This is a genomic window from Peribacillus sp. TH16 (genome assembly GCF_016651095.1).
Taxonomy (GTDB): Bacteria; Bacillota; Bacilli; order Bacillales; family DSM-1321; genus Peribacillus; species Peribacillus butanolivorans.
Genome location: NZ_JAEKEM010000003.1, coordinates 117341 through 143854 on the forward strand (window position 1 = coordinate 117341; position 26514 = coordinate 143854).

Sequence of the window (26514 nt, forward strand, 5' to 3'; positions counted from 1 at the left end):
ATTCTTTATGTACCAGCATTTTAGTTGAAGAAAAAAATGATTTGATTAGTGTTGAATTAAAAACTAAATACCCTAACTATAGCTTATACCAAGGCGTAACTGCCGGGCAGGAACAAATATTTAGACAGTTGGTCAGAATATATTGAATAAGAAAAAAGAGTCGGCAAAGCACTCTCCTCTAAAATTCCCCGTGTTTAACTTAATAAGTATTTATTCAATGCTTGTTGTAAAGTTCCTAATGTTTGTGCTTTTTCATTTAATCTTATTCCTACGTTTATCATACTACTAACCACTTCAGCTCTTAACCCGGTGATCACAGTGGTACATCCCATTAATGAAGTGCCGTCTATAATCTTCATTAAATGATCAATTACTTCGGCCTCGATTTCCATAATTCCAGATAAGTCCATAATCAATGTTTGAATACGTAATTTTCCAATCTCTATTAAAACTTTTTCCTCGAGAATATTCGTTCGGTAAAGATCAACCGCACCAATAAGAGGCAAAATACATATAGTGGGTGTTATTGGTATTATAGGCACTGAAAGATTTTCAACCAATTCTTTTTGAGCCATTATCAACGAATCTTTGTATTGAGAATATGTAATAAAAAAAACATTTAAAAATCTGTCTACCTGATTATTAACTTGTTTTTCTACCGGAAAAAATTCTTCAGTAATAACCTTATTCTTTACCTCGTTATATTCTTGTAGGAACCTCCATAAGGTCCTTCGAATGGCTTGCACCCACTCTAATTTGAAAGTTAATGGAATTGCGTGTGTCGCCCAAGCTATACCTTCTTGTGTAGCAAATGATTGAAGCTCCTGTTCTTTAGCCTCAATAATGTATTGAATCAGCCTATGGGCATTATTTATCAGGTCAATATTACCGATCGTTAAAATTTCTTCAATTTTTTCTTTCACATTAGATGCTTCGTTTAATAATGAATTTTCAAAATCCGCTTTATTTTCTTGGATGAATTCCAGTAATTTATATGTATCTAGTGACCCCTTCATAATTTAATCCCCCTATTTTTTATATACCAAAACTTTAATTACCCTGTAATTATAATTACTAAACCCGTTTACACTATAATAAGCTTCTACTTTAAAGGGAAAATGGATGTATTTATGTTAATTAATCTTGTTAAGATTTTTACTTAAACTACCATGAAAATTAAACACTAATAATAAGAAAAAAGACCATATTAAATAAAACGCAAGCTTCAATTTTTTTGAAAAAGAGCAGCGCCTTATTAGATCTCCTAATAAATCGGTGGTTAGGATGCCTCTGATATATTTACGGTATATCCTAAGTTTTCTAACCTTCGGACCGAATTTCGTACAATGGAAGCTTGCTTTTGCTTATCAAAATAATCTTCGCCTAAGTCTACATACATTTCTTTCCTTGTTAAAAGATAATAAGAAATTCTTAACATGGCGTGGGCAACGACAATTCCAGCTCGTTTTCTTCCTTTTCGCGCAGCTGTCCGTCTGTATAGAGCGCCAAGATAGTTTTTGGAGGCTCCAACTGAATGAGCAGCCTCAGTTAAAGCAGATTTTAAATATTTATTTCCCTTTTTGCCTCTGGTTGATTTCCTTTTTCCTGCACTTTCATTGTGTCCTGGTACGAGGGCGGCCCATGAACATAATCTGGCTGCACTTTCGAACTGTTTTTCAACGTCCGTTCCGATTTCAGCTAGAATTTGTTCTGCCATTCGAGTGGCAATCCCAGGTATTGAATCCAGTCGTTCTATGTTTTCTTGATACACACTAACTCTTTGGGCAACCTCTTGATCGAGGTTTTCAATCTGTTCAGTCAGAAAATCAATATGAGTTAGAATCGTTTTAAGCATCATGCGTTGATGAGGATTCACATACCCATTCAGGGCAAGGATTAAATCATCTTTTTTCTTCTTCATCGAACGTCGCGCAAGGTTTGCTAGTTTCTCAGGATCATCCTCACCATTTGCGATCGCTTGAAGCATGTCCTTTGATGAAACGCCCATAATATCCGATACGACAGAGCCTAATTTGATATTTGCACCTTCAAGCACCTTTTGAATTCGATTATGCTGTCTGGCTCGTTCTTCAATAATACTTCTACGATACCGAACAAGCTCACGCAATTCTCGTTGATTTCGATCAGGGATAAAGCTTGCCTTCAATAAACCATGACGAAGAAGTTGAGCGATCCACTCAGCATCCTTGACATCTGTTTTTCGACCAGGGACTGCTTTCATATGTTGTGCGTTAACAACTAAAAACTCCATTTCTTCAGCCTCAATTAAGTTCACGATAGGCTTCCAAAACACACCTGTGCTCTCCATAGCGACATGAGTGCAACCATGTGATTTAATCCAATCCATCAGTTGAATTAAAAACACCGTTTTTGTAGAAAATGTTTGAATCTCCTTTCCTTCGGGGGTCATAATGCAGGCGGTAATGTTATCTTTATGTACATCCATTCCGCATACTCGTTCAATGATTACTTCCATTGAAACCATCCTTTCTATGGCAAAAAATTAGAGGCTGGTGCAAAAACCAGAATAGGATTAATCTACCATGAGTGCTTCCCGTAAGGGAGCGACAGTCTGTGATGCACCGAGGTCGTTGGAGTCAGACTAACGGATGGGCTCTAATGGCACCATAGTTCATCGACCTTCCTCACCCAGCCATAGAATCAGTATGGACGGTTTTCCACCATTTTCATTCTCTGTGGTGCAGCGCTGGTTGTGCGCTGCATGGTTGGCTAACGGGCGTTATCTGAAGATCAGAGCTCTCTTTAAGGCAGCTTTTTCTTTATGCAACTAAAGGGGCAGGTAAGTTTAACAATGGGATTTATAAGTCTTACATTTTACAACGTAGTCAGGCCCCCCCATCAACCATTATGAGGGGGGGCTAATTTAATTTTTTTATATTAACAAATTAGGTAGAGCTAATCTGCAAATTTACACTCCAACCAAGTACTGTTCCAACCGTAGGTTAAGAAAATAAGTGTTATTATATTGGCTACATATCGTTAAAAATCAGACTTTATTATTGTATTTAATGCTTTTTTTAGTACTACTTTATCATTATCCGACAAGTTTTGAAGAACCTTATTATTCAACTTAATTGTTGCAGCTTCAACTTCATCTCTGATTTCTTTAGATTTTTGAGTAGCCATCACTAAAACATTTCTACGATTTTTTGGATCTACCGAACGTTCTATTAATTCAGCTTTTTGCATTTTATCTAATATCCCAGAGACAGTAGGGGCTTCTAAATATACCATTTCTCCAATTTGTTTAGGGGATAATTGTCCTTCTCTCCACAAACAATTCAACACACCATATTGAGCTGGTGTTACTCCAAATTCCTCTAAAAGCTTGCTGAAATATTTAAAAACTTTATTCTGACTAGCACTTAGTAAAAAGTTCATGCAATCTTTTAATTCCATAGTATCTCCTCCATATTGACATTACCTATAATATCATGTAAGTTTTTGTAATGAAACATTTTTGTTGCAAAAATGTTTTGTATCAAAAAGGAGGTAGATATCTATGAATACATTCAAGGCAATTATTGTAAAAGAAAAACATGATCAAGTAATTTATGGTTTGGAAGATGTTAATCTTGACAGTCTTTCGGACGGCGAGGTTTTAATTAAGGTGTCATATTCTTCAATAAACTATAAGGATATGTTAGCTGTTCAAAAAAATGGAGGAGTTATTCGGAATTACCCAATGATCCCCGGAATTGATTTAAGTGGAACCATTGTTCATACAACAGATAATCGTTACACAGAGGGACAGAAAGTTGTTGTTACAGGTTTTGCTATGGGGATGAGCCATACAGGAGGATTTGCAGAATATGCTAGAGTCCCTGGAGATTGGATTGTTCCTATGCCAGTCAACTTATCCTTAAAAGATGCTATGGTTTTTGGAACAGCAGGGTTTACGGCTGCCCTTTCTATCATAGCTTTAGAGGAGAAAGGTATGGATATAATTAAAAACCCTAGGATTCTAGTCACTGGTTCAACTGGTGGAGTAGGTAGTATTGCTTTACAAATTTTATCTAAAATTGGTTACAAAAATATTGCTGCTTTAGTTCGAAAAGAACACCAAATAGAGGTAGCTATATCTTTAGGAGCTACCGATGTCATTTTTGTAAATGAATTAGGAGTGCAAAATAAACCATTAAATAAGCAAAAGTTTGACTTTGTCCTAGATACTGTTGGTGGGGAAATTGCTTCTGTATTAATTCCTCAAATTTCTTATGGTGGAAGTATGAGTATGTGTGGGAATGCAGGTGGTATAAAACTAACATCAACAGTATTGCCGTTTATACTTAGAGGAATTAACCTTTTGGGAATTGATTCTGTAAATGTACCAATCAAAGACCGTGGTTATATTTGGGAGAAAATAGCGAATGAATGGAATATTTCTCAAACTACTCTAATAAGTGAAATTTCACTTGAAGAATTACCTCAAACGATTGAAGCGATTAAAAATGGTCACCATTTGGGAAGAACAATTATTAAATATTAAAAAACATTTAACCTTTTTCAAGAAGTAAACAACGCTTATCTTAGTTAGCTGAAGATCAGAGCTGTCTTTAAGTCAGCTTTTTCTTATGGAACCATCGGGGCAGCTAGTTGAAGAGTACATAAGGAGTTATTCAACAATTGGGCCAGATTGCGAAGGAAGAATTGCTGACTTTACAAAAGGTAAATTAGTAAGGATAAATAGTGGTGAACCGAAAAGAAGGAGCTTTTAAGTGAAACTATTATTTGGAATTTAATGCATAATATTGGAACCAATGCCCATTTCAAACGTAAGTAATGTAAAAGACTTAAATATTACATGGAGGGAAGTTTTATGCAAGTTCCAAAGACTTTCTCCATTATGAATACAGCAAGAGATGAAGTAGCACTCATTACGAAAAAGGTGTTCAGCATTTTACCAAAGTTTTTGGTTGAGGTGAATGGTCGAGAGGTATTAACAATAAAGAAGGAATTTCTTCTTAAAAGCACGATATACAATTGATGCGGCAGACATTGAAGTACATGGTAATTGGTTGGATATGGATTTTCAAGTTTTACAGCATGGTAAAATCGAGGTGAAGTGGGCAAGGAGTGGTTCACTTGGGGCGATAGCTACAGGTTCAAATAATAGATGAAGAGATGGAAACCATTATTATTGCACTCGTTGTTGCAATTGATTGTGTGAAGGCTGATCAAGCAGCTGCTTCATCAGCAGCGTCGATTTAAAGTAGAAGTGTAAAATAAAAAGGCTGACAGTTTTTAAAAAATCACAGCTTGAATATGTGCGGTGAATCGTATCATAAGTATATGAGGTTTTTATTCTATACAAAGAAATAAATGACACCTAGACTGCACTATGTCTAGGTGTCATTTATTTTGTCATGAGATGTATCCGAGGTCTAAAGAAACGGTGTTAGGAAATTTTGTCCTTGTAAAGAGCTTCACTCAAGTTAGTTTCATTGTTTTGGTCACTTGATTTGGATTTATAAAAATCTTGTTTATCCAAGAATACGGTGGCCAAGGTACCCCCAACCAGACCCCAGAATGGTGCTCCAATATGGAGAATAGAGATCCCAGAGATTGTGATTATAAAGGAAAAGAGGGCGCCTGATTTGAATGGACCAGAGAAACTCATTTTCAAAGAGTCAACCAGTACACTAATCATGGCAACGCCACCTAGTAATTGAATTAATGAGGTAGGAATGACATATGGAATTTGCGAAGCTATTGGAGAGAAAAGAGCTAATAGACAGGATAATACTCCTAATACAATAGCAGCGACATACCTATGTTCAAGTTTGCCTGATTCTTTGTTAACAAGTAAGCCCGTCATGGGACCTGCAATACAGGCTGGGTGACCCCCAAAAAAAGCATTTATAATGGTACCGATTCCGCTCCAATTGGTCATGGCATTGATCGGTGGACGATAGCCATGGGTCTCTAACATAGCAATCCCTTGGGCATTTTGAATGGCAATAACCGTTAAGAGTAATGGAATGACAAGTTCCCCTACAACGGAAAAACTAAATGATGGAATTATAAAATGGGGAATGCCCATTGTTATATGGATAGGCTGTACAGAAACGTTCGGCAAAAATTTAAGACAAAGAATTGCTGCAATGATCGCCCCTAATATAGGCGGAAACTTTTTTGAAAATCGTAAGAAAAAAGAAAGAGCAAGAAAGACAAGTAAAGGGATTCCGTTGAGTAAAGGATTTTTTACAACCGAGCCGATCATTTCAGTTCCGAAAGGGAGTAAGACGCCTGACACCATCCCCATCATAACTGGCATAGGCAAAACCTTCATCAATTTTGTAACAAGGCCAGATAATCCTAAAAGAAAAATAAGGATCCCGGTTATAATATAGGCACCAACCACTTGGTTGAAAGAATAATGGGTTAAGCTTGAGCCGACAAGAATGGCTCCAGGTATTGAAAAGGCATAGCCTATGGGTTGCCCATAATATAAGGAAACGATGAGCGTTAGGAGTCCCCCCATTCCATAAATGGCGAAAATCCATGAGCTGGTTATGCTACCAGACAAATGACCTTTTGCAGCAGCTTGTAAAACAATTAATAATGGTCCTGCTGAACCAAAAAGCCAGGCCACAAATCCATTCGATATATTCCCAACTGATAAAAGCTTTGGAAATTGTATGGTATTTTTTTTGAACAACAAAGTCACTCCCCTTCAACTTATGAATTACACTACATCGTAGTGTATACTTAATTTATCAATACTTAAAATATCTGTTTTATCTTTTTACTATATCTTTTAGGTATGATGGAGGTTTCATCTTGGATATTCGACAGTTAAAATACTTTGTCACTATAGCAGAAGAAGGTAAGATCACGACAGCTGCAAAGAAATTAAATATTGCTCAACCCCCTTTGAGCAGACAACTCAAACAAATGGAAGAAGAGCTAGGCGTCATTTTATTTGATCGAGATAACAAAAGTCTTAATTTAACCTTGGAGGGGGAAAGATTACTTCTTCGAGCAAAAGAACTTTTAAATAAACTTGATGAAACAATGGTAGAAGTTCAAGAATTGAGGAAAGACACCAGTGGGATTTTATCTGTTGGATCCAATCTTTATTGTGCATCTTTAATTCTTTCCAAGGTGGTAGATATTCGTGAGAAAAATCCTGGTCTTACTTTCAAAGTATGGGAAGGTGAAACGATTCATCTCATAAAAATGTTATCTAAACGTCAGATTGAGATTGCGATAACAAATAGTCCAATAACGGAAAAAAGTATCTCTCAAATGACATTGGAAAGTGACCCATATGTGCTTGTTTTGCCTGAAAAATGGACGTGGAGTGGATCAGAACAATGCAGGTTAGAGGAAATCATCGATTTGCCATTGATTCTTCTGCGACCAAACTATGGTTTAGGTGCGTATGGACAAATTGTCAATGAATTTCAACGGTTAGATTTAGAACCAAATATACTGTGCGAATGTCAGGATTTAATTATGTTACTTGGTCTCGTTTCATCGGGGTTTGGTGCAACGATCTTACCGCTCTCGTTATTATCCCTCCATTCATTGGGAGGATTGAGAGTCATTCAGCTAAAGGATCAGACCTTAATATCTGAACCCAAAGTAATTTGGAGGAAGAATAGTTATTTATCAAAAGCAGCAAAAGAATTTTTAAAACTTTTTTAGACACCAAAATTATTTATTCAAAAGTAAAAGACTTCAACGTTGAAAAATGGCAAATAAAATGAAACAGGTATTAGTTTTGACTGTGGTAAAGTAGATCTTTAAATGAAAAATAAAATATATCATGGTTTTATAACCTCATTTAGATTCGTTACGGGGAACCGTATCATAAGTAAATGAGGTTCTTAAATAATCTATATTAAATGAATATCCGCCCACTTTATAGGCTTCTAAAAATTCTTACTTATGCTCAGGATGAAAAAGTTACACTAAACTTAAAAATACTCCCCTTTAAAGGAGACAGATTTATTTTCTAACCAGGCTGCTGGACGGGAGCAAATCATAATAGTTTTTATGTTAGTTCTAAAATTGACTGCAAACATAAATTCAGATGCTCTCATTCCCCGTCTTTGGAGAAACATGGAAGTTTGAATCACTTTATCGAGACTCCCATGTTTCTCCTGGACTAATAAACCCACAGCATCCATCACGATAGAAAATTTATCAAGAACCAGGCACTACAAAAAATTTTCATCATATATAGGTGATATCCGTTCGGATTTGATGAGGAGGATATCATGCAACCTATGTTACCTATGGAAAAATATTTTGGGCAGTTTGAACTGGTGCATGCTTTTTATGGGGCTATGCCTACAGGTGTCAGCGTTTCCGAAACCGGTCGTATTTTTGTATGCTTTCCGAAATGGGGAGACGACGTTCAATTTACTGTGGCGGAAATTGTTGAGGGTGAATTGCAGCCTTATCCCAGTGTAGAAACCAATTTAGTTAATACTGGGAATATTACGATGTCTTTCGTCAGTGTCCAAAGTATCGTTGCTGATGGAAGAGGAACACTTTGGGTACTAGATACAGGGGCACCAAATTTTTCTGAACCTATTCAAGGGGGAGCAAAATTAGTTGCTGTTGATTTAAGCACGAATACAATAAGGAGAGTATATACCTTTACAGAAGATGTTGTCTTGCCAACAACTTATCTGAATGATGTCCGTTTGGATTTTCGGGTTGGAAGAGCAGGCTATGCATATATAACGGATTCTTCTTCCAGAGGGCCAGGGGCTATTATCGTCGTAGATTTAGAAAATGGGAACGCGTTTAGACGGTTAAATGGGGCAATATCAACTTCACCTGATCCCTATTTTTTACCGAAAGTAGAAGGTGAAATTTTGATGAATCGAAACCCGGACGGCTCGACTTTCCCATTTAGATTGGCTTCCGATAGTTTAGCGATTTCTCCTGATGGAAAGGTTTTATTTTATGCTCCGCTAACCAGCCGTCAGCTGTTCTCGATCTCAACAGAAGCCCTAAGAGACAGAAGGATACAGGACCTGAATTTATCCCAATATGTGCAGTATTGGGGGGAAAAAGGTGCGTCTGATGGAATGGTCACCGGCGCAAAAGGAACCGTTTATGCGGGAGACTATGAAAACAATAGTATCCGGAAGATATTGCCGAATGGCGCAATGGAAACCATCGCACATGACCCGAGAATTTTATGGCCGGATACTTTTTCGATTGGCCCCAATCAATACTTATATGTCATTGTGAATCAATTACATCGGCAGGCGAGATTTCATTATGGAAGAGATCTGCGAGAAAAACCATATAGTTTACTTCGTATGAGAATTGATGAATTCCCTGCTCCTACCTTTTCATAGTAATCGTAAACGAAGGTAGCTATCCCCCATCAGGGAGCTGCCTTTTTTGTCAGATATTCCCCCCCCCAACTGTCCTATAATAAAGAAGTGACTTAACTCAAATTGAAAAGCCTGCTTCATCTTAGATTTAAAAATATAAATAAAGCACCATAGGCATGAAGCTACATAAGTATCAACTTACGGTAAGAGGAAAAATTTTGAACAAAACTAGGAGGTAATCATGGGAAGATTAGTTCACTTCGAAATTCATGTGGATGACATGGAACGGGCAAAGAAATTTTATGGTGAGGTATTTGGATGGTCATTTCAAGATTGGAGTGATTTCGCAGGAATGCCTTACTTGGGAGCGGGGACTGGCGATGAGAATGAACCTGGGATTAATGGTGCTTTGATGCAGCGTCAAAGTCCTCTCCCGGAAGCGGGCCAAGCTCTTAATGGGTATGCTTGTACAATGGGTGTCGATAATTATTACGAAGCGGAAGCCACATTCGTAGTAGATGGTGGCGGCGAGGAGCGCCGCCATAGGAGTTTCTTATGGAACTAGCGGGTGCGTCAGTTCATTAAAAGATAAAAGGAGAGTACATATTATACAAGGCTAATATGTGTTCTCCTTTATTTATTAAGGTTTTTTATAATTTAGGTCTTGATAAGCGGAGCATTCCGCCTCTCGTAGAATATATATAATCAAATAAATAGTGAAGGTGATTTTACTTTATCTGAAGAAATTCTAGAGGAAAAAAGGAATATGACACCATAATTATTTATGACTACGAAGATTATCCTGACATCGTTAGTGGTCGCTATGACAATTGCGGTAACACTTAGTTTGAAAGTTCGGTTAAATATATTCGTAAATGCAGAGAGTGTGGCATGAAGAAATCGATTTAACCCTATTAAGAAAGAAGTAAAATTAGTTAAAACACAACAGCTTATAGATTGGAGCATCTACATTACCATTATTCCTCTGTTTTGCTAAGGACTTTCTATAATATACCCCTAAAAAAAGCAATGTATCTCAAGTTTGAGAAATTCATTGCTTTTTTTCCATTTGCCCGTACCTCTGTGTAATCTGTCTGTTTTCACATCCATGAGTTGACTTTATTGTTGAGGAAGGTTTAGGGCTGTATTTGCTGTATTTAAATCAACTTGTAATTGTTCACTTAAATCATGTGGATGATAGTAACCTTTTGAAATCATATAGTTACTTATCTCTCCGTGTCTTTCTACAGCGACACGAAGCTGTTCTCTTAAGGCTGCTTTCAATTCAGGTGTTTTTGTTTCTGTAATGGCAAATGCAATATTTCTAATTCCTGATTTTGCGGATATTAAGAAGTCCGTTGCAATCACCTGATCAGTCATGCCACCCATCCCCGCCATATTTTGCAAAAAATTTGTCATTACTGTTCCCCTCGATTTGTCAGAATTTCCTGCAGTTTATGAATATCTTGTGTCCCAGTGCTCATGTCTTTTAATAGAATATTTTGTAGTTCTGTATCCTGCACTAAACTGCTCATTGAAGAGGACTTTGTTAGACAAAGACTCTTGAAAGTTAAAATTTCGTGCGCCTCTAAAGTTTCATGCAGTCCTAAATTTTTGGTCATGATTTTTCACTCCATTTCTTTGAGAATTCACTTACATATCTTTCGTAATACAAAAGTTTTTATACATCATCATTTGCAAAGGTAACGTATATTTTGCGAAAAAAACTACCTATCGGTCAATATTCCGTATAACAAACAGATGAACTGGGAAAGGTATTTTTGTTATATAGATTAGGGAGGTTAACGTATGGAAAATGAAAGCTTGGCATTTCATGAAACCATGGAAACGCATGAAATTTTAAATTTTAAAACAATAGGTTTAATGAGATCTAAATTAATGCAAGGAATTTGCTTTGACAATGACTTAAAAGCATTAATGGAAAAAGACGTACAACAATCTATAGCTGCTATAAACGAGCTAAAGGGTTTTTATAAAGAAGCCCGAACAAACTATGAAAAATGAGGTGAAATTTAAATGGAAATGGATTTTTTAGATCCTCAAGGCGCTGAACATATGCCGGAAATGGCTGATTCCTCTTTCGCGTTAGATTTTCTACTCTCTATCAAAAGTGGGATTCATACTTATGGTATTGCATTATCTGAAACAGCGAATCCCGCATTGAGAAAAGCATTGTACCAGCAAATGGAGCAATCTATTGACTTACATGGTGAGTTATCCGATTTAATGATCAGGAAGGGCTGGCTTTATCCGAACGATGTAGGTAAACAGGTGGAATTAGATTTGAAATCAGCCGATATGGCGGTTAGTATCGCTGGAATGAATCTTTTCCCGAATGATACTGACAGACTCGGCATGTTCGCAACGCCGAATAAATAAAGGAGGAAAAGCATCATGAAAGCCGTAACTTACCAGGGCAATAAAAATGTACAGGTTAAAGAAGTTAAAGACCCTAACATCAAAAATTCGGATGATATTATTGTAAAAGTCACTACTTCAGCGATTTGCGGCTCCGATTTGCACTTAATTCATCAATTAATTCCCAATATGCCTACAGATTATGTCATTGGTCATGAGCCGATGGGGGTTGTTGAGGAAGTTGGACCAGGGGTAACTAAGGTAAAGAAGGGAGACCGGGTCATTATCCCCTTTAACGTTAGCTGCGGGAGCTGCTGGTATTGCGACCACGACCTTACAAGTCAGTGCGATAATTCAAATCCTCATGGGGAAATGGGTGGTTTTTTTGGATACTCAGAAACAACTGGTGGGTATGCGGGCGGGCAAGCTGAATATATGCGTGTTCCTTATGGAAACTTTACCCCTTTCAAAATCCCAGAAGACTGCGAGGTAGAAGATGAAAAATTGGTGTTGCTCGCTGATGCAGCATCCACAGCATTCTGGAGTGTAGATCACGCAGGTGTTAAATCTGGCGATACGGTTATCGTTTTAGGCTGCGGTCCTGTAGGTCTACTTACTCAAAAATTCGCTTGGTTTAAAGGGGCGAAAAGAGTGATTGCTGTCGACCATCTCGACTATCGTTTAGAGCATGCAAAAAGGACGAATAAAGTCGAAACCGTAAATTTTGCACAATATGAAAATACTGGCGAATACCTTAAAGAAATCACTAAAGGTGGTGCAGATATCGTTATTGACTGTTCCGGGATGAGTGGCAAAATGACTCCGATGGAATATCTTGCATCGGGTCTTAAATTACATGGGGGAGCCATGGGAGGGATTGTAATTGCGTCCCAAGCCGTGCGTAAGGCGGGAACTATACAAATAACAGGCGTTTATGGCGGCCGTTATAATGGATTCCCCCTAGGAGATATTTTCCAAAGAAACGTGGAAATTAAAACAGGTCAGGCTCCTGTTATTCCTTATATGCCCTACCTTTATAAACTAATATCAGAAGGAAAAGTAGATCCTGGCGATGTTGTAACCCATGTACTTCCAATTGACCAAGCAAAGCATGGGTATGAAGTATTTGATACAAGGACAGATGGATGTATTAAAGTGGTCCTTAAGCCATAAAGATGGTTGTTTTCATTTGGAAAAATAGATTTGAAGGTATCAAACCCTTTTTTAACTTTTGGAAGTGATTTTTACTTCTGGTTTAAATACGCATAGAAGAAGATTTAAGAAAAGTGAACACCCCTGTCTTGAGAGCTACATTTACCTTATTCAAATTAAGTACCAGAAAAGACGATTTTACCCCACGTTAAGGGAAAATCGTTTTTTTTGTGCTCTAAGCTATCTTTTTTCAAAGAGTTTTTTTCATTAAGTAAAACCCACGACCTACAAAAACTATAAGGGGCAAATTAGTTATAGGGTTTTCGTTATTTTTTACTTCTTTCGTTTGGATTTTTCACATATACTTTTTCTTTTCTTTGGAGATCAAAATCAGAAAAGGTTATAGCAGTAAGTGGATCCATTCAGCGAATCATTCGGCATATACTCTTTCATGGTAAAATCCCTATCAATTGTTATAGGGATTTTAGTTTGTTGCTTTGATTTAGCAAATGTTTTTTTTGCAAATTCAATCGATCCATCATCTTTCAAAACAAGAGAAGCATCAAAAGGCTTCTTTTCTTTTGTCTTCGGTTTCATCCCTTTGATCACACTTGTTTTCTTCTTGGTGCATAAATCTTTCACATGTTTTTCTGTCCCTTTTTTTCCAAGCATTTGAGATGGGAATGTCTGTTTACACCCACTTGAATATTCCGGAAATTTGATCAAAGCGATTACGATGACTGATATCCGAAGAAGATTATCCTCAATAGCTTCCAAGGATTATCTTTTTGTCCTCTCCAATAAACGATCTATGGAATCCTGTATGTGGCTGGAGATCGCAATCTCGGCTCTGTATACATCCCTTGTCCGGATGGCCTCAATGATTTCCATATGTTCCGATGGTGCGTCTTTTTGGTCGATCTCACCTTTGACGTGATAAAACCGGCCTATATGAAGATGACAGTGCATGCCTTTATATGCTTCAAATAAAAACGGGTTTCCTCCAGCGTTCATGATGGCATGATGAAATTGTTGATCTAAATGAGTAAAATCTAGTATTTTTTTGTTGGAAGCACCTGTGTTTGTGGAAAACATTTCATCTGTAAGCGCGGCCATTTCTTCCGTCACGCTTACATTATTTAAGCGGATAATATTCCGGACCGCATGCGTCTCCAGTAATATCCGGGCCTCTAACATTTTCGCCATATTTTCAGTATCTAATATGTCACTGACCCGATACCCCTTATTTGGTTCTAAGATGACTAAGTTCTCAGAGTTCAGACGAGATAATGCTTCTCTGAGAGGTATGGCGCTAATGTTGATTTCCCGGGTTAAATGGCTGATATTGATTTTTTGTCCCGGCGATAAATCCCATTCAAAAATCTTTTCTTTTAATAAATTGTAGACATATTCCGTTGTTTCTCCGCGTTCTTTTTCCTTTATCATCGAAATGCCCCTAACTTAAAAAAATTCTATGAGAACGAGTGTTATTTCATATAGATGTAACAACTTAAATTAAAACTGAAGCAGCTTTCGGCTTGTTGACCCTATCAATAAGATAAGGCGAAACCATATTGATATCAAGAATAGAGAGTTTAGAAGTAGACTCCATAGTCTGCTGGAAAGCTACAAAAATATATCCTCATCACTGATGATTATATATTATATTTGATGGATTTTGAATAGATTATATATAATATTTTAAAAATAATCATGAATTATTTAATCTATCTATATTATTCGAAGTGAAAAACATTGTAATAGCAAGGTTTATATAAAAAAACTGAATATTTTTAATTTTAAATATTTACATAATCGTATATTATATGATATATTTTTGGAAATGATTACATACTATTTTTGGGCAGGATTCTACAATAATCAGTTACTAAAGAGTGTTGATGGGCAGGGAAAATCTTAAGTTTAAAATGGAAGCGCTTTATAATTGCCGTTTTCTTGATTGAAATTTATTGAATCTATTAGAAGAAATAACTGTGAAGTTAAAAAAAGTGATCTTTATTTTTCAAAGGAGGAATCTTCAATGAGCACAACGCTGAGCAGAAAAAACACATTTTATGGCCATTTCATAAATGGGCAATGGATATCCGATCAACATACAATCGCTGTTATGAACAAATATAACAAAGAAGAAATTGCCCAGATCGGCAGGGCATCCCGGAAAATTGTTTCTGAAGCGGTGACCAATGCCTTGGAAACCTTTAATACGAGAAAGCTAGATTCCAATCAACGCTACGAGATTCTAATGCGTGCAGCGGATATCGCTAAAGAGAGAAAAGAAGAGCTGGCGATGATTCTGGTTCAGGAAGTCGGTAAAGTATTGAAGGATGCCAGAGGGGAAATCGATAGAGGAATCCAAACGATGATAGCTTCAGCGGAAGAAGCAAAACGGATTGCCGGTACAGGCGTTCCTTTGGGGCAGTCTGGAAACGACAATAAGATGGCTTTCACCATCAGGGTTCCTGTTGGGGTTATCGGTGCGATCACCCCGTTTAATTTCCCATTCAATCTCACCATACACAAGGTAGCTCCTGCGTTGGCAGCGGGAAATACAATCGTGTTGAAGCCGGCTGAAATGACGCCACTCATTGCATGCAAGATCGCAGAAATTTTTTCTGAAGCTGGATTGCCTGCAGGTTTTCTGAATGTGGTTAACGGGTTTGGGCAGGAAACAGGTCAATACCTTTTGGAGGATGAACGAATTGCAATGTTCACTTTTACAGGGAGTCCCGGTGTAGGTCGGCATATTAAGAGCAGTACGGGAATTCGTAAGGTTACTTTGGAATTAGGGAATAACTCCCCAAACATCATTCACAAGGATGTCCATGATTTAGACAGAGCAGTTGAGCTCTGTGTCACACGAGGGTATGTGAATGCAGGGCAAGCCTGCATCTCAGTACAGCGAATCTACGTTCATAGAAATATCTGCGATACGTTTGTGGAGAAGGCAGTCAAGGTGGCACAGGGCTTGAAGGTCGGTGATCCGGAAGATTCTTCCACGGACATTGGCCCTATGATTTCCGAGAAAGAAGCAAGGCGTGCGGAAGAATGGATCCAGGAAGCCAGGCGTCTTGGGGCCAAAGTGGTATATGGAGGGAAAAGGCGGGATTCGATTCTAGAACCTACTATATTAATAGATGTGAAACCGGAAATGAAGGTAGTCTGCCAGGAAGTGTTCGCACCGGTGATTAGCATCATTCCTTTCGATAGCATCGAGGAGGCTTTCCGTCAGGCCAATGATACGAAGTTCGGCTTACAAGTTGGTTTATTTACATCCGATATCACTTTAGCCATGCGGGCAACACAGGAACTCCATTTTGGCGGTGTAATCATCAATGATGTTTCTACATACCGTGCCGACATTATGCCGTACGGCGGAGTGAAGGACAGCGGAATTGGCAAAGAGGGACCGCATTATGCCATGCAAGAAATGACAGACGAAAAACTTGTCGTCATCAATCTTTAGACTTTGGAGGTAAGGAATATGAGAAATACATGGGATTTTTATTCTACCGAAAGAATCGTATTTGGAAACGGGGCAATCGGGCAATTGGATGTGATCCTTCAAAGATTAAAGGCAAAAAACATCTTGCTCGTTACTGACCCAGGGATCAAAAATGCAGGAATCGTAGACAGAATTTCATCGTTGTTGGAACATGCAAATTACGAAACAGTTATCTATGACCAGGTCGTACCGGAACCTCCGGTAGATTCGGCGATGGACTGTTATAAGTTTGCTAAATCTCAAATGGATATTGATGCAGTAATTGGCCTTGGCGGAGGAAGCAGCATTGATATGGCGAAGATTGTCGCTTTGTTGGTCGCCCATGGCGGACATCCCCTGGACTATTATGGCGGAGAAAACCAGGTTCCTGGACCCATCGCCCCTCTTGTAGCGATTCCGACGACTGCTGGAACCGGTTCAGAAGTGACATCTGTAGCGGTGTTGACCGATGTGGAAAATAACCTGAAAGTTGGTATCTCGGATAATTACCTAAGACCAACCGTTGCTCTACTTGATCCAGAATTAACGTTAGGGCTTCCTGCTTATGTAACAGCTTGTTCCGGAATTGATGCTTTGTCACATGCGATAGAGGCATACACAGCCAAACCTTCTGCATATATCCAGGCAGAAGGAAGCATTTTATTCCAAGGTTCAATCCCCATAAGCGATGCACTCGCCTTCAGAGCCATTGAATTGATTGCAAAAAACCTGCCGCTTGCGGTGCAGCAAGGGAGCAATCTCGAGGCCCGTTCCAATATGCTAATGGGCAGCCTGCTTGCTGGAATGTCCTTTTCAAATGCAGGTACAGCAGCAGCCCATGCATTGGCTTACCCAATCGGAGGACTTGTGAAGTCACCGCATGGAGAGGTGACCGGGCTCTTGCTTCCATATGTCATGGAATATAATGCAACTGTAGAAACAGAAAAAATGGTGAGGATTTCCCAGGCATTCAATGTGAACACGGATGGCCTCTCCGATAAGGAAGCCGCTTTGGCTGCATCAAAAGCTGTGCTTACCCTGCTTGGGGAAATTGGACTGCCTACAAAGCTGACGAAGATTGGGATCAAAGAAGAGGATATTCCCGAAATTGCTGAGAAGACCCTCCAAATCGATCGCCTGATTCGGAATAACCCAAGAGTGCCAACCCAGCGCAGTTTAGAAGAATTACTTAGAAAAGCTTTATAGATTGCTTGAAGGTAGGGTGTCCATGAAAGTTTAAGCATCATAACCATTCATGATGGATCTGCAGACCGGGGCGGAAAGGGTTTCACTATCTAATAGAATATAAATGGAGAGGAAGATGAAAATGTCTCTTATGCCTTTTACATATAGTATGCCGACACGGGTGGAATGCGGTAACGGAATATCTGGAAAAACAGGGGAACTCATTAAGGATTTAGGTGTATCGAGTGTGCTGATCGTAACAGATAAAGGGGTAAGAGGAGCCGGTCTCTTACAAGGCATTGAAAAATCCCTTGCTTCGGCAAACCTTTATTTTGAGATTTACGATGAGGTAGAGCCTAATCCATCAGCTCAAACAATCCAACAGGGGACAGTGTATCTTAAGCAACAAAAGATGGAGGCGGTTCTGGCTGTAGGAGGAGGAAGCAGCATTGACACAGCCAAGGGCATCGCGGCAATGGCTACTAATCCCGGCCATATCCTGGATTATGAAGGGGTTGGAAATATTTCCAATCCTCCGCTCCCGATCATAGCAATCCCGACTACGGCTGGAACTGGCAGTGAAGCTACTAATTCAACAGTGGTAACGAATAAGGACACCTCTTTTAAATTAGGAGTACTTAGTTCACTTTTGTTTCCAAAGCTAGCTATATTGGATCCTGCCCTTACATTAAATTTACCTCAAGAGATTACTGCAGCTACTGGTATGGATGCTCTGACGCATGCAATTGAATCTTACACCTCCAAATCTGCCAACCCTGTCAGTAAGGCTTTCGCGATGCAGGCCATTAAGATGATCGGTGAAAATTTAACACGATCGTACTTTGTGGGAACGGACATGGAGAGCAGGGAAAACATGCTTGTAGCCTCCCTGTTAGCTGGTGCAGCCTTTTCACAATCCCGACTGGGTAATGTACACGCCATTTCCCATACATTTGGAGGAGTCTTTAATATCCCGCATGGCATCGCAAATGCAGCACTATTGCCATTCGTCATGAGATTCAACCTGCCGGCATGTGAGGATCAGTATAGAGAAATTGCAATAGCTTTAGGAAGGGATGTAAGCGGTTTATCCAATGCACAAGCAGCCGAGAAAGCAATCGAAACCATCATCGAAATGAATCGGAGCATGAATATTCCTCTTAATATTAAAGAGCTTGGAGTCTCTTTGGACGTTTTGCCGAAATTAGTGGAAGATTCCATGCGAAGCGGTAACGTGGTCGTTAATCCAAGGCTGACGAAGGCATCGGATATCCAACTGATTATAGAGAAGGCTTATGAGGGGGACTTTGAAGGTTTTAATAATGGTAATCGAAATGCAAGCAGTGCAAAAAATTCAGAAACGGCCATCGTGAATGTATAAAAACCATTCAATTTGAAAATCACCTGGAATTTCAGGGGATTTCGAATCAGTTTCCCCTTTTTAACTTTTTTCGGACACATGGATTTCCCGCAGCATTTTTCTACCTGAATATAATTATCTAATGAGGTGACGTATGAAAAAGACCAATGGAAGATGGCTTGTAGTGGTATTCCTTTTCGTCGCAACAACAATCAATTATATGGATCGGGCAATTCTTGGCATTGCAGGACCCTCGATGATGAAGGATCTTTCGCTTTCGGCAGTAGAATTCGGGATATTGGGGTCAGCGTTCTTTTGGTCGTATGCCTTAATGCAGATCCCGGTCGGGGTAATCGTTGATAAATTGGGGGCACGCTTAACTTATTCGATTGCCATCGTTTGGTGGTCGCTCTGTACGGTGTTTACTGGAATGGGACGTTCGCTTGGCGGACTGATTGGTATCCGCGTTTTAATGGGAATCGGAGAGGCTCCAGCGTTTCCAACCAATACGCGCGTTATTTCAGACTGGCTGCCGTCACACGAACGGGGCATTGCAAACGGGATATTTAATTCTGGTACAGCTATCGGGATTGGCATAACGACACCCATTTTAGCATGGATCATCCAGACTTGGGGATGGCAAGCATCCTTTGTGGTAATTGGATCCATCGGTTTTGTATGGCTGGCATTCTGGTTATTCTTTTTCAAAAACCATCCAGAGCAAAGTAAGATTGCAAACGAGGCCGAAGTAGCCTATATCAAAGAGGAGCAAACTCAAACCGAAAAAGCGACGATACTAAACGTCTCACCATTTAAATTCTTTAAATTCAGAAGTGTTTACCCTATGTTATACGGCTTGTTTGCCCATAACTATCTTACTTATTTAATGATGACCTGGCTTCCCACTTATCTTGTAGTCGAAAGGCAAATGACTCTTTTAAAAGCCGGTTTTTTCACGATGCTACCTTGGATCATGTCCTTTCTGGGAAATATTCTAGGAGGGGTTTTATCGGATTTCTTGATTAAAAGAGGCTGGAATTCCATCAAAGCAAGAAAAACTGTTTTAACCATTGGCATGCTATTTCCATTAGCCATTATACCGACTATCTATACAGACAGCGCCTTTATGGCACTTACGTATATCTCAATAGCAATCGGTGGTGAAGGATTGGCTGCGGGCATCCTCTGGGCTACTGTTTCGGATGTTGCTCCAAAGGGTGCGGAAGGAAAGCTTGCAGGGCTGCAAAATTTCGTGGGGAACCTCGCTGGTTGGATAGCTCCAGTTGCAACTGGGCTCTTAATAACGAAATTCAATAATTTCAATATAGCCTTGATTATACCAGTAGTCATTTGCCTTATTGCTGCTGTGGGATATACCTTCATTCTTAAAAATGAGAGGATATCCATTGACTCTGACATTGACAGAGGAACTAACGTTTCAGGACTATAAAGGTTCCTTGCCTTATGTATATATAATGAAGCGTTTTACAAATCCAACGAAAAAAAGGAGACATATTCATGCTGAAAACTAGTGGATTAGTAAATTTAACTGAACTGAAAATGTATGTAAACGGTGAATGGACTGCAGCACATAACGGAGAAACTTTACCAGTAACAAATCCATCAACAGGGAAAGTGGTGGCAAGGATTCCAAATGGAGGACGCCAAGAAACGCATGCGGCCATTGCAGCTGCTGAGGAAGCGTTTAAAACCTGGTCAAAACTGACGGCACAGGAACGCAGTAAATATCTAAAGATATTGCATGACCTTATGCATGAATATAAAGATGAATTAGCAGAAATCATGAGTATGGAAATGGGCAAGCCCTTAACGGAAGCCCGGGGTGAAGTGGATTTTGCTGCAAGCTACCTGGAATGGTTTGCTGAAGAAGGACGCCGGATTTATGGGGAAACGATCCCTGCTTCTGCTGCAAATAAAAGGCTATCGGTGATTCGCCAGCCGATTGGAGTGGTCGCTTCCATTACCCCTTGGAATTTCCCGTTGGCCATGATGACGCGGAAAGTAGGACCTGCCATGGCCGCTGGATGTACAGTCATTGTCAAGCCTGCAAAACAATCTCCTATTAGTGCGTTAGCGTTTGGTAAATTGGTGGAAATGGCGGGAGTGCCTGCTGGAGTGGTCAGTATCGTAACAGGGAGTGCCGGACCTATCTCGGATGAAATTTTTGAAAATCCGGTAGTAAGGAAAATTTCTTTTACAGGATCTACTGAAGTAGGCAAATTGCTGGTTACCAAGTCAGCCCCGCAGCTCAAGAGACTTTCCCTTGAGCTTGGAGGACACGCGCCGTTCATCGTCTTTGAGGATGCTGATTTGGAAGCCGCAGCAGCTGGTGCCGTTGCAAGCAAATTCAGGAACACTGGACAAACATGCGTTTGTGCAAATCGAATTTACGTCCAGCGTTCTGTCATCGATAAATTCTCTGCACTTTTTGTTGAAAAAGTACAAGCCCTTAAAGTCGGAAATAGCATTGATCCAACCGTTGAAGTCGGGCCTCTTGTCAGCAGTGATGGCCTGGCAAAGGTAGAGGAACATGTACAAGATGCCTTGGCAAAAGGTGCCCGCCTTCTTTGTGGTGGACAAAGGATTGAAGGGGAATTGGCTGATGGATTATTCTATGAACCTACCGTTCTAGGTGGAGTGAACAAGGATATGCTTATCACATACAAGGAAACATTTGGACCGGTTGCACCAATCATCCCATTTGATACAGAAGAAGAAGTAATCGAGCTTGCCAACAATACAGAGTACGGTCTGGCCGCTTATTTTTATACACAGAATATAAGCAGGGGAGTCAGGGTATCCGAAGCTCTGGAGTTCGGCATCATCGGCTTTAACGACGCAATTCCCACCGTTGCACAAGCTCCATTTGGCGGCATGAAAGAGAGTGGTATGGGAAGGGAAGGTGGCCATCAAGGCCTTGAAGAATATTTGGAAGAAAAATATATATCAATGGGTTTTTAAGATAGGGCAAGTAAAGGCTTGAGGTGAATTCGGATCCTTAAGCCTTTCCTTTTTTACCTCATAAAAAGTCTTAATTCAACACACGCTCCCCTTTGATTAACAAACCTCAGTTACAGAACCTATGGCCAGGTTGCTTTACATCCTAAGACAAATAAAAAATATCCTGAATTTTTGAATTGGTAACATGCAAATTCGCTTATAGACAAAATTGTGACACAAGGAAGGTGCAAAGATGAATGTTTCAGAAGCTAAATATAAAATTGACAAGTTTCCCGACGAGTTTATAGATAAAGGTAATGTTAGAAAAGACTATATAGCAATAATTGGCATAGCACCAGAACTTGATTCAAATGGTAATGTCACTTATTTTACTAAAGTCAGATTCGAATGTATTAACGGAGAAAGAGGATTTTACTATGATGCAGAAGAAGAGAAAATATTAAACACATATGGATGCCATTATCCCTAACTTGATAAGCCTTTCCTGTTTACTATAATTACCCTGTTCGTAAAAGTACACTTTTATGAACAAGGAACTAACCCAAAACAGAAAAGGCGCTATTCTTTCAGTATGGGGATCTAAAACGAAGGGGTAGCTTGGCAAAAAAATATAAAATTTTCATAATTTAAAATCTAAGCAAGAAAAATAACGATAACACCTTCTGATTACTTAGTTGCTTAATGTTTAAGATGTTAGTTTAGTTTTTTACATACTAATCTTTAAAAAAACTGCATTTTATCTGCATTTAATCTTTACACAACTGTTATATCCTATGGATGCACCCAAAAAGGTAGTAAAAGATATTTAAGGAGAGAAGCAAAATGAAAAAAGTAATTTTACCAATTTGTGCATTAGCATTTTTATCTGTAGGATATTCATCAACAGCAAGTGCATCTACTGGAACAGTAACGAAAGAAGAAGCTCTAAAAGAACAACAGAGTAACGATCTAGCGAAAAAAGAAGCAGCAATCAAACAACAACAAGATAGCGATTTAGCGAAAAAAGAAGCGGCAATCAAACAACAACAAGATAGCGATTTAGCGAAAAAAGAAGCGGCAATCAAACAACAGCAAGATAGCGATTTAGCGAAAAAAGAAGCGGCAATCAAACAACAGCAAGATAGCGATTTAGCGAAAAAAGAAGCGGCAATCAAACAACAGCAAGATAGCGATTTAGCGAAAAAAGAAGCGGCAATTAAACAACAGCAAGGTGAAAAACTACCAAATACCGCATCGAACGGAGTAACAATGATGCTTGTAAGTGCATGCCTTGTAGCATTAGGTTCAGTATTTGGATTTACCCGTCGTAAAATCAAAGCATAAGCTAATAGATTTAAAATGGCAGGGTATTCCTGCCATTTTTTATATGGAGGAATTTAAAAATGAAACTTCTGAATCGCTTCGGATACTGTTGTATTATAATAGGTATTTTTATTGGCATATACCATTTTTCCGAATGGTATAAGGGGAAAAGTTCTGCCCAATCCTTAACTACGGAAGAAGTAAAATATTTTGAGAAGATACAACAGAAACATACTTCAAATGAAACAAAAGCCTCTGTTCAGCCACAAGTTCCTTCTTCCCAAATGCAGTATAAAAATGGAGAGAAAGTAGCGACGTTAAATATACCAAAAATGAAAAAAAAGTATTCTGTATATTGGGGAACTGATGATATCGTTTTAAAAAAAGGAGTGGGTATGTTTGTCAGTAATGTTACAACAGTTCCTTCTGAACATGGACATACAGTGCTGAGTGGACATCGTGATACTGTATTTACAGAACTAGGAAAGTTGAAAGAAAATGATAACCTTCTTGTGGAATATGATAAAAAGGTTTACACATATCAAATCACGAAAAAATGGATTACGAATGCCGATGATCGCACAGTCATTGTACACAAAGATGCACCTACAGTAACACTTACAACTTGTTACCCATTTGATTATATAGGCGATGCTCCAAATAGATATATTATTGAAGCTAGGTTAATTTCTACTGATTAAAAACGGACTTACATTATCATACTCTCCATGTCGATTAAGTAAAAAAGATACATTATTTTCCCTTATGGTTTTATATTTTTATAGCAATACTGAATATATTGGGGGAGTAAACATGAAAAGAACAATTCTAATCGTTGAAGATGAAGATATTTTACGTGAAATTATTAAAGATTATTTTTTAAATGAAAAATATGAAGTACTCGAAGCAAGAGATGGGAAAGAGGCACTATCCTTATTCGAAGAACAAGAGGTTCACTTAGTTATTCTTGATATTATGTTACCAGAAGTAGATGGTTGGTCTGTTTGTCGGCGAATTCGTAAGACATCTAATGTGCCTATTATTATGTTAACAGCTCGTGTGGATGAAGATGATACATTACTTGGATTTGAGTTAGGTGCGGATGATTATGTAACAAAACCATATAGCCCACCCATTTTATTAGCAAGAGCGAAAAGATTACTTGATAGTCGATATTCTATATGTGAACAAGCAAGTGATGATAAGTTATTCTGTAATGGTATTCGAGTACATTTTCCTTCACGGACAGTCACAGTAGAAGGAGCGGATATTAATCTAACACATACAGAATTTGAAATCTTAACGTATTTAATGAAAAATCAAGGGATTGTCATTACAAGAGAGCAATTAATTACAAAGGTTTGGGGCTATGAATTCTTTGGTGATGATCGCACAGTAAATAGTCATATTCGTAATTTACGAAATAAATTACGAGATAAATCAAAATATATTATAACCGTTGTTCGAGCTGGTTATAAATTTGAGGGTTAAGTATGAAAAAAGGAATTGTACTAAAATTATTTATACTAACAACAGCTTTATGTATGTTGATCTTAGCAACCATTTTCATTGGCCAAACCATTTTTTTTAAACAATATTATGCCAATCGGAAAGTGAATGATATTAAAACAAGTATACAATCTTTTGAAAAAGGTTATTTAAATAGCGGAGGTAACACAGAAGCAATTCAAAAGCTTGAACAAGATTTTTATCGAGAACATAATACTTGGATTACAACATTAGATAGTAATGGGAACTTAAAGCACGCACAAGATTTTTATGTAAAAGTAAAGTTGGATCGTGTTAAAGAAAACAACTTCTCTGATACTACCATCACCGTTCCCTTGTACTATCTTATGCATATAGAGGATGTTGGAAGTCAAAAGTTACCTTTAGCTTCAGGAGTGCGAATTCGTATTTTCGGAATAAAAAAAGATTCTGCAATCGTTCCGTTTGAGGTTCAGATGGAAGAAGGCACTTCATATTGGGAAAATAAGCAAATTAAGAAAAAATTAGGCGATATTGATCTGAAAGTAAAATATTCAAAAGGACTTAGTGCTGAATCGCATGTGGTTGTAAGAAATGGAACCGTTACTAAGGTGCAACTCCCTCAAGGGAATGGATTAACGAACTTCATGTATACAAACGATTTATTTATTGAAAGAATCAAAGAATTTCAGGTGAATTTGTTGTTAAATAAAGGAAGTGAAAGCTCGCACTCTTTACAAGAGCTTAATTATGAGCAAAATGATATTAAGTATAAATTATTGATACTGCCGATAAAAGAAAAAAATGGTACGACAACCTATATTTTTTCAATGACATCGTTGCAGCCAGTTGATGAAGCCATACAAATGGTACAGGATTATTATGTATATATTATTGCATTTGTATTGCTGCTTATATTTCTCGCTTCTTTTTATTATTCCAAACAAATTGCGAGACCTTTGTTACAAATAAACAATACAACGAAAAAAATTGCAAATTTAGATTTCTCGGAAAGAATTCCAATTACTTCAAAAGATGAGATTGGTGATTTATCACAAAATATTAATAGGCTTTCCAACACACTACATTCACATATTGGCCAACTAAGACAGGACATAGAGAAAGAAAGGAGGTTGGAAAATACACGAAAAGAATTTATTTCAGGTGTATCGCATGAATTAAAAACACCTCTAAGTATTATGAAAAGTTGTATTTCAATTTTAAAAGATGGTGTTGCTAGCCATAAGAAAGAACATTACTTTCAGGCAATGGAAAAAGAAGTAGACAAGATGGATATGTTAATTGTTGATATGCTTGAGCTAGCCAAATTTGAGTCTGGTACATATAAAATGCAAATGGATGTTTTTTATATTGATCAAATAATTGATAATATATGTGAACAATTATCATTGGAAATAGCTAAAAAGGAACTAAATGTCTACAAACACCTTTCTCAGATTGAAGTAGTTGCCAATCAACATCGCATTGATCAAGTTATCGTAAACTTTATTACCAATGCAATTCGTTATACTCCAGAAAAAGAGGATATTATCATTTCGACAATAGAGGAAAATGATAAAGTAAGGATATGTGTAGAAAATAAAGGTACTCATATCCAGGCGGAACTATTAGATAAAATATGGGAACGCTTTTATCGTATGGACACTTCTCGTCAGCGTTCAAAAGGTGGAACAGGATTAGGTCTAGCCATTTCTAAGAATATTTTAGAACTCCATGGTGTACAGTATGGCGTATCCAATACAGAAGATGGAGTATTATTCTTTTTCTACTTACATAAAAAATTGTAGAAATAAACC

General features: G+C 38.3%; 24 protein-coding genes and 3 pseudogenes. 19 read left to right on the forward strand and 8 right to left on the reverse strand.

Annotated elements, in window-relative coordinates; translation table 11 throughout:
* Positions 1 to 194: 194 nt before the first annotated feature.
* The 3 genes from JFV29_RS11860 to JFV29_RS11870 all read right to left on the reverse strand — a co-directional run bounded on the left by JFV29_RS11860 (position 195) and on the right by JFV29_RS11870 (position 3441).
* A complete protein-coding gene (locus JFV29_RS11860; RefSeq protein ID WP_201183725.1) occupies positions 195 to 1016 on the reverse strand; it encodes an STAS domain-containing protein in 822 nt (273 codons plus the stop codon).
* A 263-nt stretch (positions 1017 to 1279) separates the two neighbouring features.
* Positions 1280 to 2497, reverse strand: a complete 1218-nt coding sequence (locus JFV29_RS11865) for an IS110 family transposase (RefSeq protein ID WP_201183727.1) — start codon at positions 2495 to 2497, stop codon at positions 1280 to 1282.
* 524 nt (positions 2498 to 3021) lie between these two features.
* Entirely contained in the window at positions 3022 to 3441 is a 420-nt protein-coding gene (locus JFV29_RS11870) for a MarR family winged helix-turn-helix transcriptional regulator (protein ID WP_056519665.1), read from the reverse strand.
* Between the two features lie 103 nt (positions 3442 to 3544).
* Here JFV29_RS11870 and JFV29_RS11875 point away from each other — a divergent pair, with 103 nt between their 5' ends.
* Positions 3545 to 4531: a YhdH/YhfP family quinone oxidoreductase gene (locus tag JFV29_RS11875; RefSeq protein ID WP_056519667.1), complete on the forward strand. Its 987-nt coding sequence runs from the start codon at positions 3545 to 3547 to the stop codon at positions 4529 to 4531.
* A 309-nt stretch (positions 4532 to 4840) separates the two neighbouring features.
* Positions 4841 to 5253, forward strand: a pseudogene (locus tag JFV29_RS11880) (LURP-one-related/scramblase family protein); the annotation flags it as partial.
* A 187-nt stretch (positions 5254 to 5440) separates the two neighbouring features.
* Here JFV29_RS11880 and JFV29_RS11885 read toward each other — a convergent pair.
* Positions 5441 to 6703, reverse strand: coding sequence for a benzoate/H(+) symporter BenE family transporter (locus tag JFV29_RS11885; RefSeq protein ID WP_201183728.1), 1263 nt, complete (start codon positions 6701 to 6703; stop codon positions 5441 to 5443).
* 122 nt (positions 6704 to 6825) lie between these two features.
* Between JFV29_RS11885 and JFV29_RS11890 the strand changes: the two genes are divergently transcribed.
* The 4 genes and pseudogenes from JFV29_RS11890 (at position 6826) to JFV29_RS30380 (ending at position 10256) form a co-directional block, all read left to right on the forward strand.
* Complete coding sequence (locus JFV29_RS11890; RefSeq protein WP_056519673.1) at positions 6826 to 7695, forward strand: LysR family transcriptional regulator; 870 nt, start codon at positions 6826 to 6828, stop codon at positions 7693 to 7695.
* 575 nt (positions 7696 to 8270) lie between these two features.
* A complete protein-coding gene (locus tag JFV29_RS11895; protein WP_201183730.1) occupies positions 8271 to 9368 on the forward strand; it encodes an L-dopachrome tautomerase-related protein in 1098 nt (365 codons plus the stop codon).
* A gap of 220 nt (positions 9369 to 9588) precedes the next feature.
* A pseudogene (locus JFV29_RS11900) lies at positions 9589 to 9873 on the forward strand (VOC family protein); the annotation flags it as partial.
* Positions 9874 to 10121: 248 nt separating this feature from the next.
* Positions 10122 to 10256: pseudogene (locus tag JFV29_RS30380) on the forward strand (hypothetical protein).
* Positions 10257 to 10466: 210 nt separating this feature from the next.
* On the opposite strand, the gene JFV29_RS11905 reads toward JFV29_RS30380, so the two are convergent.
* Together JFV29_RS11905 and JFV29_RS11910 are read right to left on the reverse strand one after the other, a co-directional pair.
* Positions 10467 to 10766, reverse strand: coding sequence for a spore coat protein (locus JFV29_RS11905; protein ID WP_095394806.1), 300 nt, complete (start codon positions 10764 to 10766; stop codon positions 10467 to 10469).
* Positions 10766 to 10969 (reverse strand): hypothetical protein, encoded by a 204-nt coding sequence (locus JFV29_RS11910; RefSeq protein WP_201183733.1) that lies wholly within the window; start codon positions 10967 to 10969, stop codon positions 10766 to 10768. The genes JFV29_RS11905 and JFV29_RS11910 overlap by 1 nt, the downstream gene beginning before the upstream one ends.
* A 187-nt stretch (positions 10970 to 11156) precedes the next feature.
* Between JFV29_RS11910 and JFV29_RS11915 the strand changes: the two genes are divergently transcribed.
* Genes JFV29_RS11915 through JFV29_RS11925 form a run of 3 tightly spaced genes read left to right on the forward strand, consistent with a single transcriptional unit; the run spans position 11157 to position 12899 of the window.
* Positions 11157 to 11372 (forward strand): hypothetical protein, encoded by a 216-nt coding sequence (locus JFV29_RS11915; RefSeq protein ID WP_048682438.1) that lies wholly within the window; start codon positions 11157 to 11159, stop codon positions 11370 to 11372.
* A 12-nt stretch (positions 11373 to 11384) separates the two neighbouring features.
* Positions 11385 to 11747, forward strand: a complete 363-nt coding sequence (locus tag JFV29_RS11920; RefSeq protein WP_048682441.1) for a spore coat protein — start codon at positions 11385 to 11387, stop codon at positions 11745 to 11747.
* Between the two features lie 15 nt (positions 11748 to 11762).
* A complete protein-coding gene (locus JFV29_RS11925; RefSeq protein ID WP_201183734.1) occupies positions 11763 to 12899 on the forward strand; it encodes a zinc-dependent alcohol dehydrogenase in 1137 nt (378 codons plus the stop codon).
* Positions 12900 to 13268: 369 nt separating this feature from the next.
* Here the strand turns inward: JFV29_RS11925 and JFV29_RS11930 are convergent, their stop codons facing one another.
* Both JFV29_RS11930 and JFV29_RS11935 read right to left on the reverse strand, forming a co-directional pair.
* Positions 13269 to 13655, reverse strand: coding sequence for a topoisomerase C-terminal repeat-containing protein (locus tag JFV29_RS11930; protein WP_201183735.1), 387 nt, complete (start codon positions 13653 to 13655; stop codon positions 13269 to 13271).
* 3 nt (positions 13656 to 13658) lie between these two features.
* Positions 13659 to 14324, reverse strand: a complete 666-nt coding sequence (locus tag JFV29_RS11935) for a GntR family transcriptional regulator (protein WP_057215460.1) — start codon at positions 14322 to 14324, stop codon at positions 13659 to 13661.
* Between the two features lie 595 nt (positions 14325 to 14919).
* Between JFV29_RS11935 and JFV29_RS11940 the strand changes: the two genes are divergently transcribed.
* The 10 genes from JFV29_RS11940 (at position 14920) to JFV29_RS11985 (ending at position 26505) form a co-directional block, all read left to right on the forward strand.
* Entirely contained in the window at positions 14920 to 16362 is a 1443-nt protein-coding gene (locus JFV29_RS11940; protein ID WP_201183737.1) for an aldehyde dehydrogenase family protein, read from the forward strand.
* 18 nt (positions 16363 to 16380) lie between these two features.
* Positions 16381 to 17586: a hydroxyacid-oxoacid transhydrogenase gene (locus tag JFV29_RS11945; RefSeq protein WP_201183738.1), complete on the forward strand. Its 1206-nt coding sequence runs from the start codon at positions 16381 to 16383 to the stop codon at positions 17584 to 17586.
* A gap of 103 nt (positions 17587 to 17689) precedes the next feature.
* Complete coding sequence (locus tag JFV29_RS11950) at positions 17690 to 18946, forward strand: iron-containing alcohol dehydrogenase (RefSeq protein WP_242486213.1); 1257 nt, start codon at positions 17690 to 17692, stop codon at positions 18944 to 18946.
* A gap of 133 nt (positions 18947 to 19079) precedes the next feature.
* Positions 19080 to 20375, forward strand: a complete 1296-nt coding sequence (locus tag JFV29_RS11955) for an MFS transporter (RefSeq protein ID WP_201183740.1) — start codon at positions 19080 to 19082, stop codon at positions 20373 to 20375.
* 68 nt (positions 20376 to 20443) lie between these two features.
* Positions 20444 to 21907: an NAD-dependent succinate-semialdehyde dehydrogenase gene (locus JFV29_RS11960; RefSeq protein ID WP_201183742.1), complete on the forward strand. Its 1464-nt coding sequence runs from the start codon at positions 20444 to 20446 to the stop codon at positions 21905 to 21907.
* A 232-nt stretch (positions 21908 to 22139) separates the two neighbouring features.
* Complete coding sequence (locus tag JFV29_RS11965) at positions 22140 to 22376, forward strand: hypothetical protein (RefSeq protein ID WP_201183745.1); 237 nt, start codon at positions 22140 to 22142, stop codon at positions 22374 to 22376.
* Between the two features lie 353 nt (positions 22377 to 22729).
* On the forward strand, positions 22730 to 23230 hold the full coding sequence (locus JFV29_RS11970; RefSeq protein ID WP_201183746.1) for an LPXTG cell wall anchor domain-containing protein: 501 nt from the start codon (positions 22730 to 22732) through the stop codon (positions 23228 to 23230).
* Positions 23231 to 23289: 59 nt separating this feature from the next.
* Positions 23290 to 23910 carry a class D sortase gene (locus tag JFV29_RS11975; RefSeq protein ID WP_201183748.1) on the forward strand — a complete coding sequence of 207 codons (621 nt, stop codon included), beginning with the start codon at positions 23290 to 23292 and terminating at the stop codon, positions 23908 to 23910.
* A gap of 112 nt (positions 23911 to 24022) precedes the next feature.
* Entirely contained in the window at positions 24023 to 24700 is a 678-nt protein-coding gene (locus JFV29_RS11980; protein WP_201183750.1) for a response regulator transcription factor, read from the forward strand.
* Positions 24701 to 24702: 2 nt separating this feature from the next.
* Positions 24703 to 26505 (forward strand): sensor histidine kinase, encoded by a 1803-nt coding sequence (locus JFV29_RS11985; RefSeq protein ID WP_201183753.1) that lies wholly within the window; start codon positions 24703 to 24705, stop codon positions 26503 to 26505.
* The last annotated feature ends 9 nt before the right edge of the window (positions 26506 to 26514 follow it).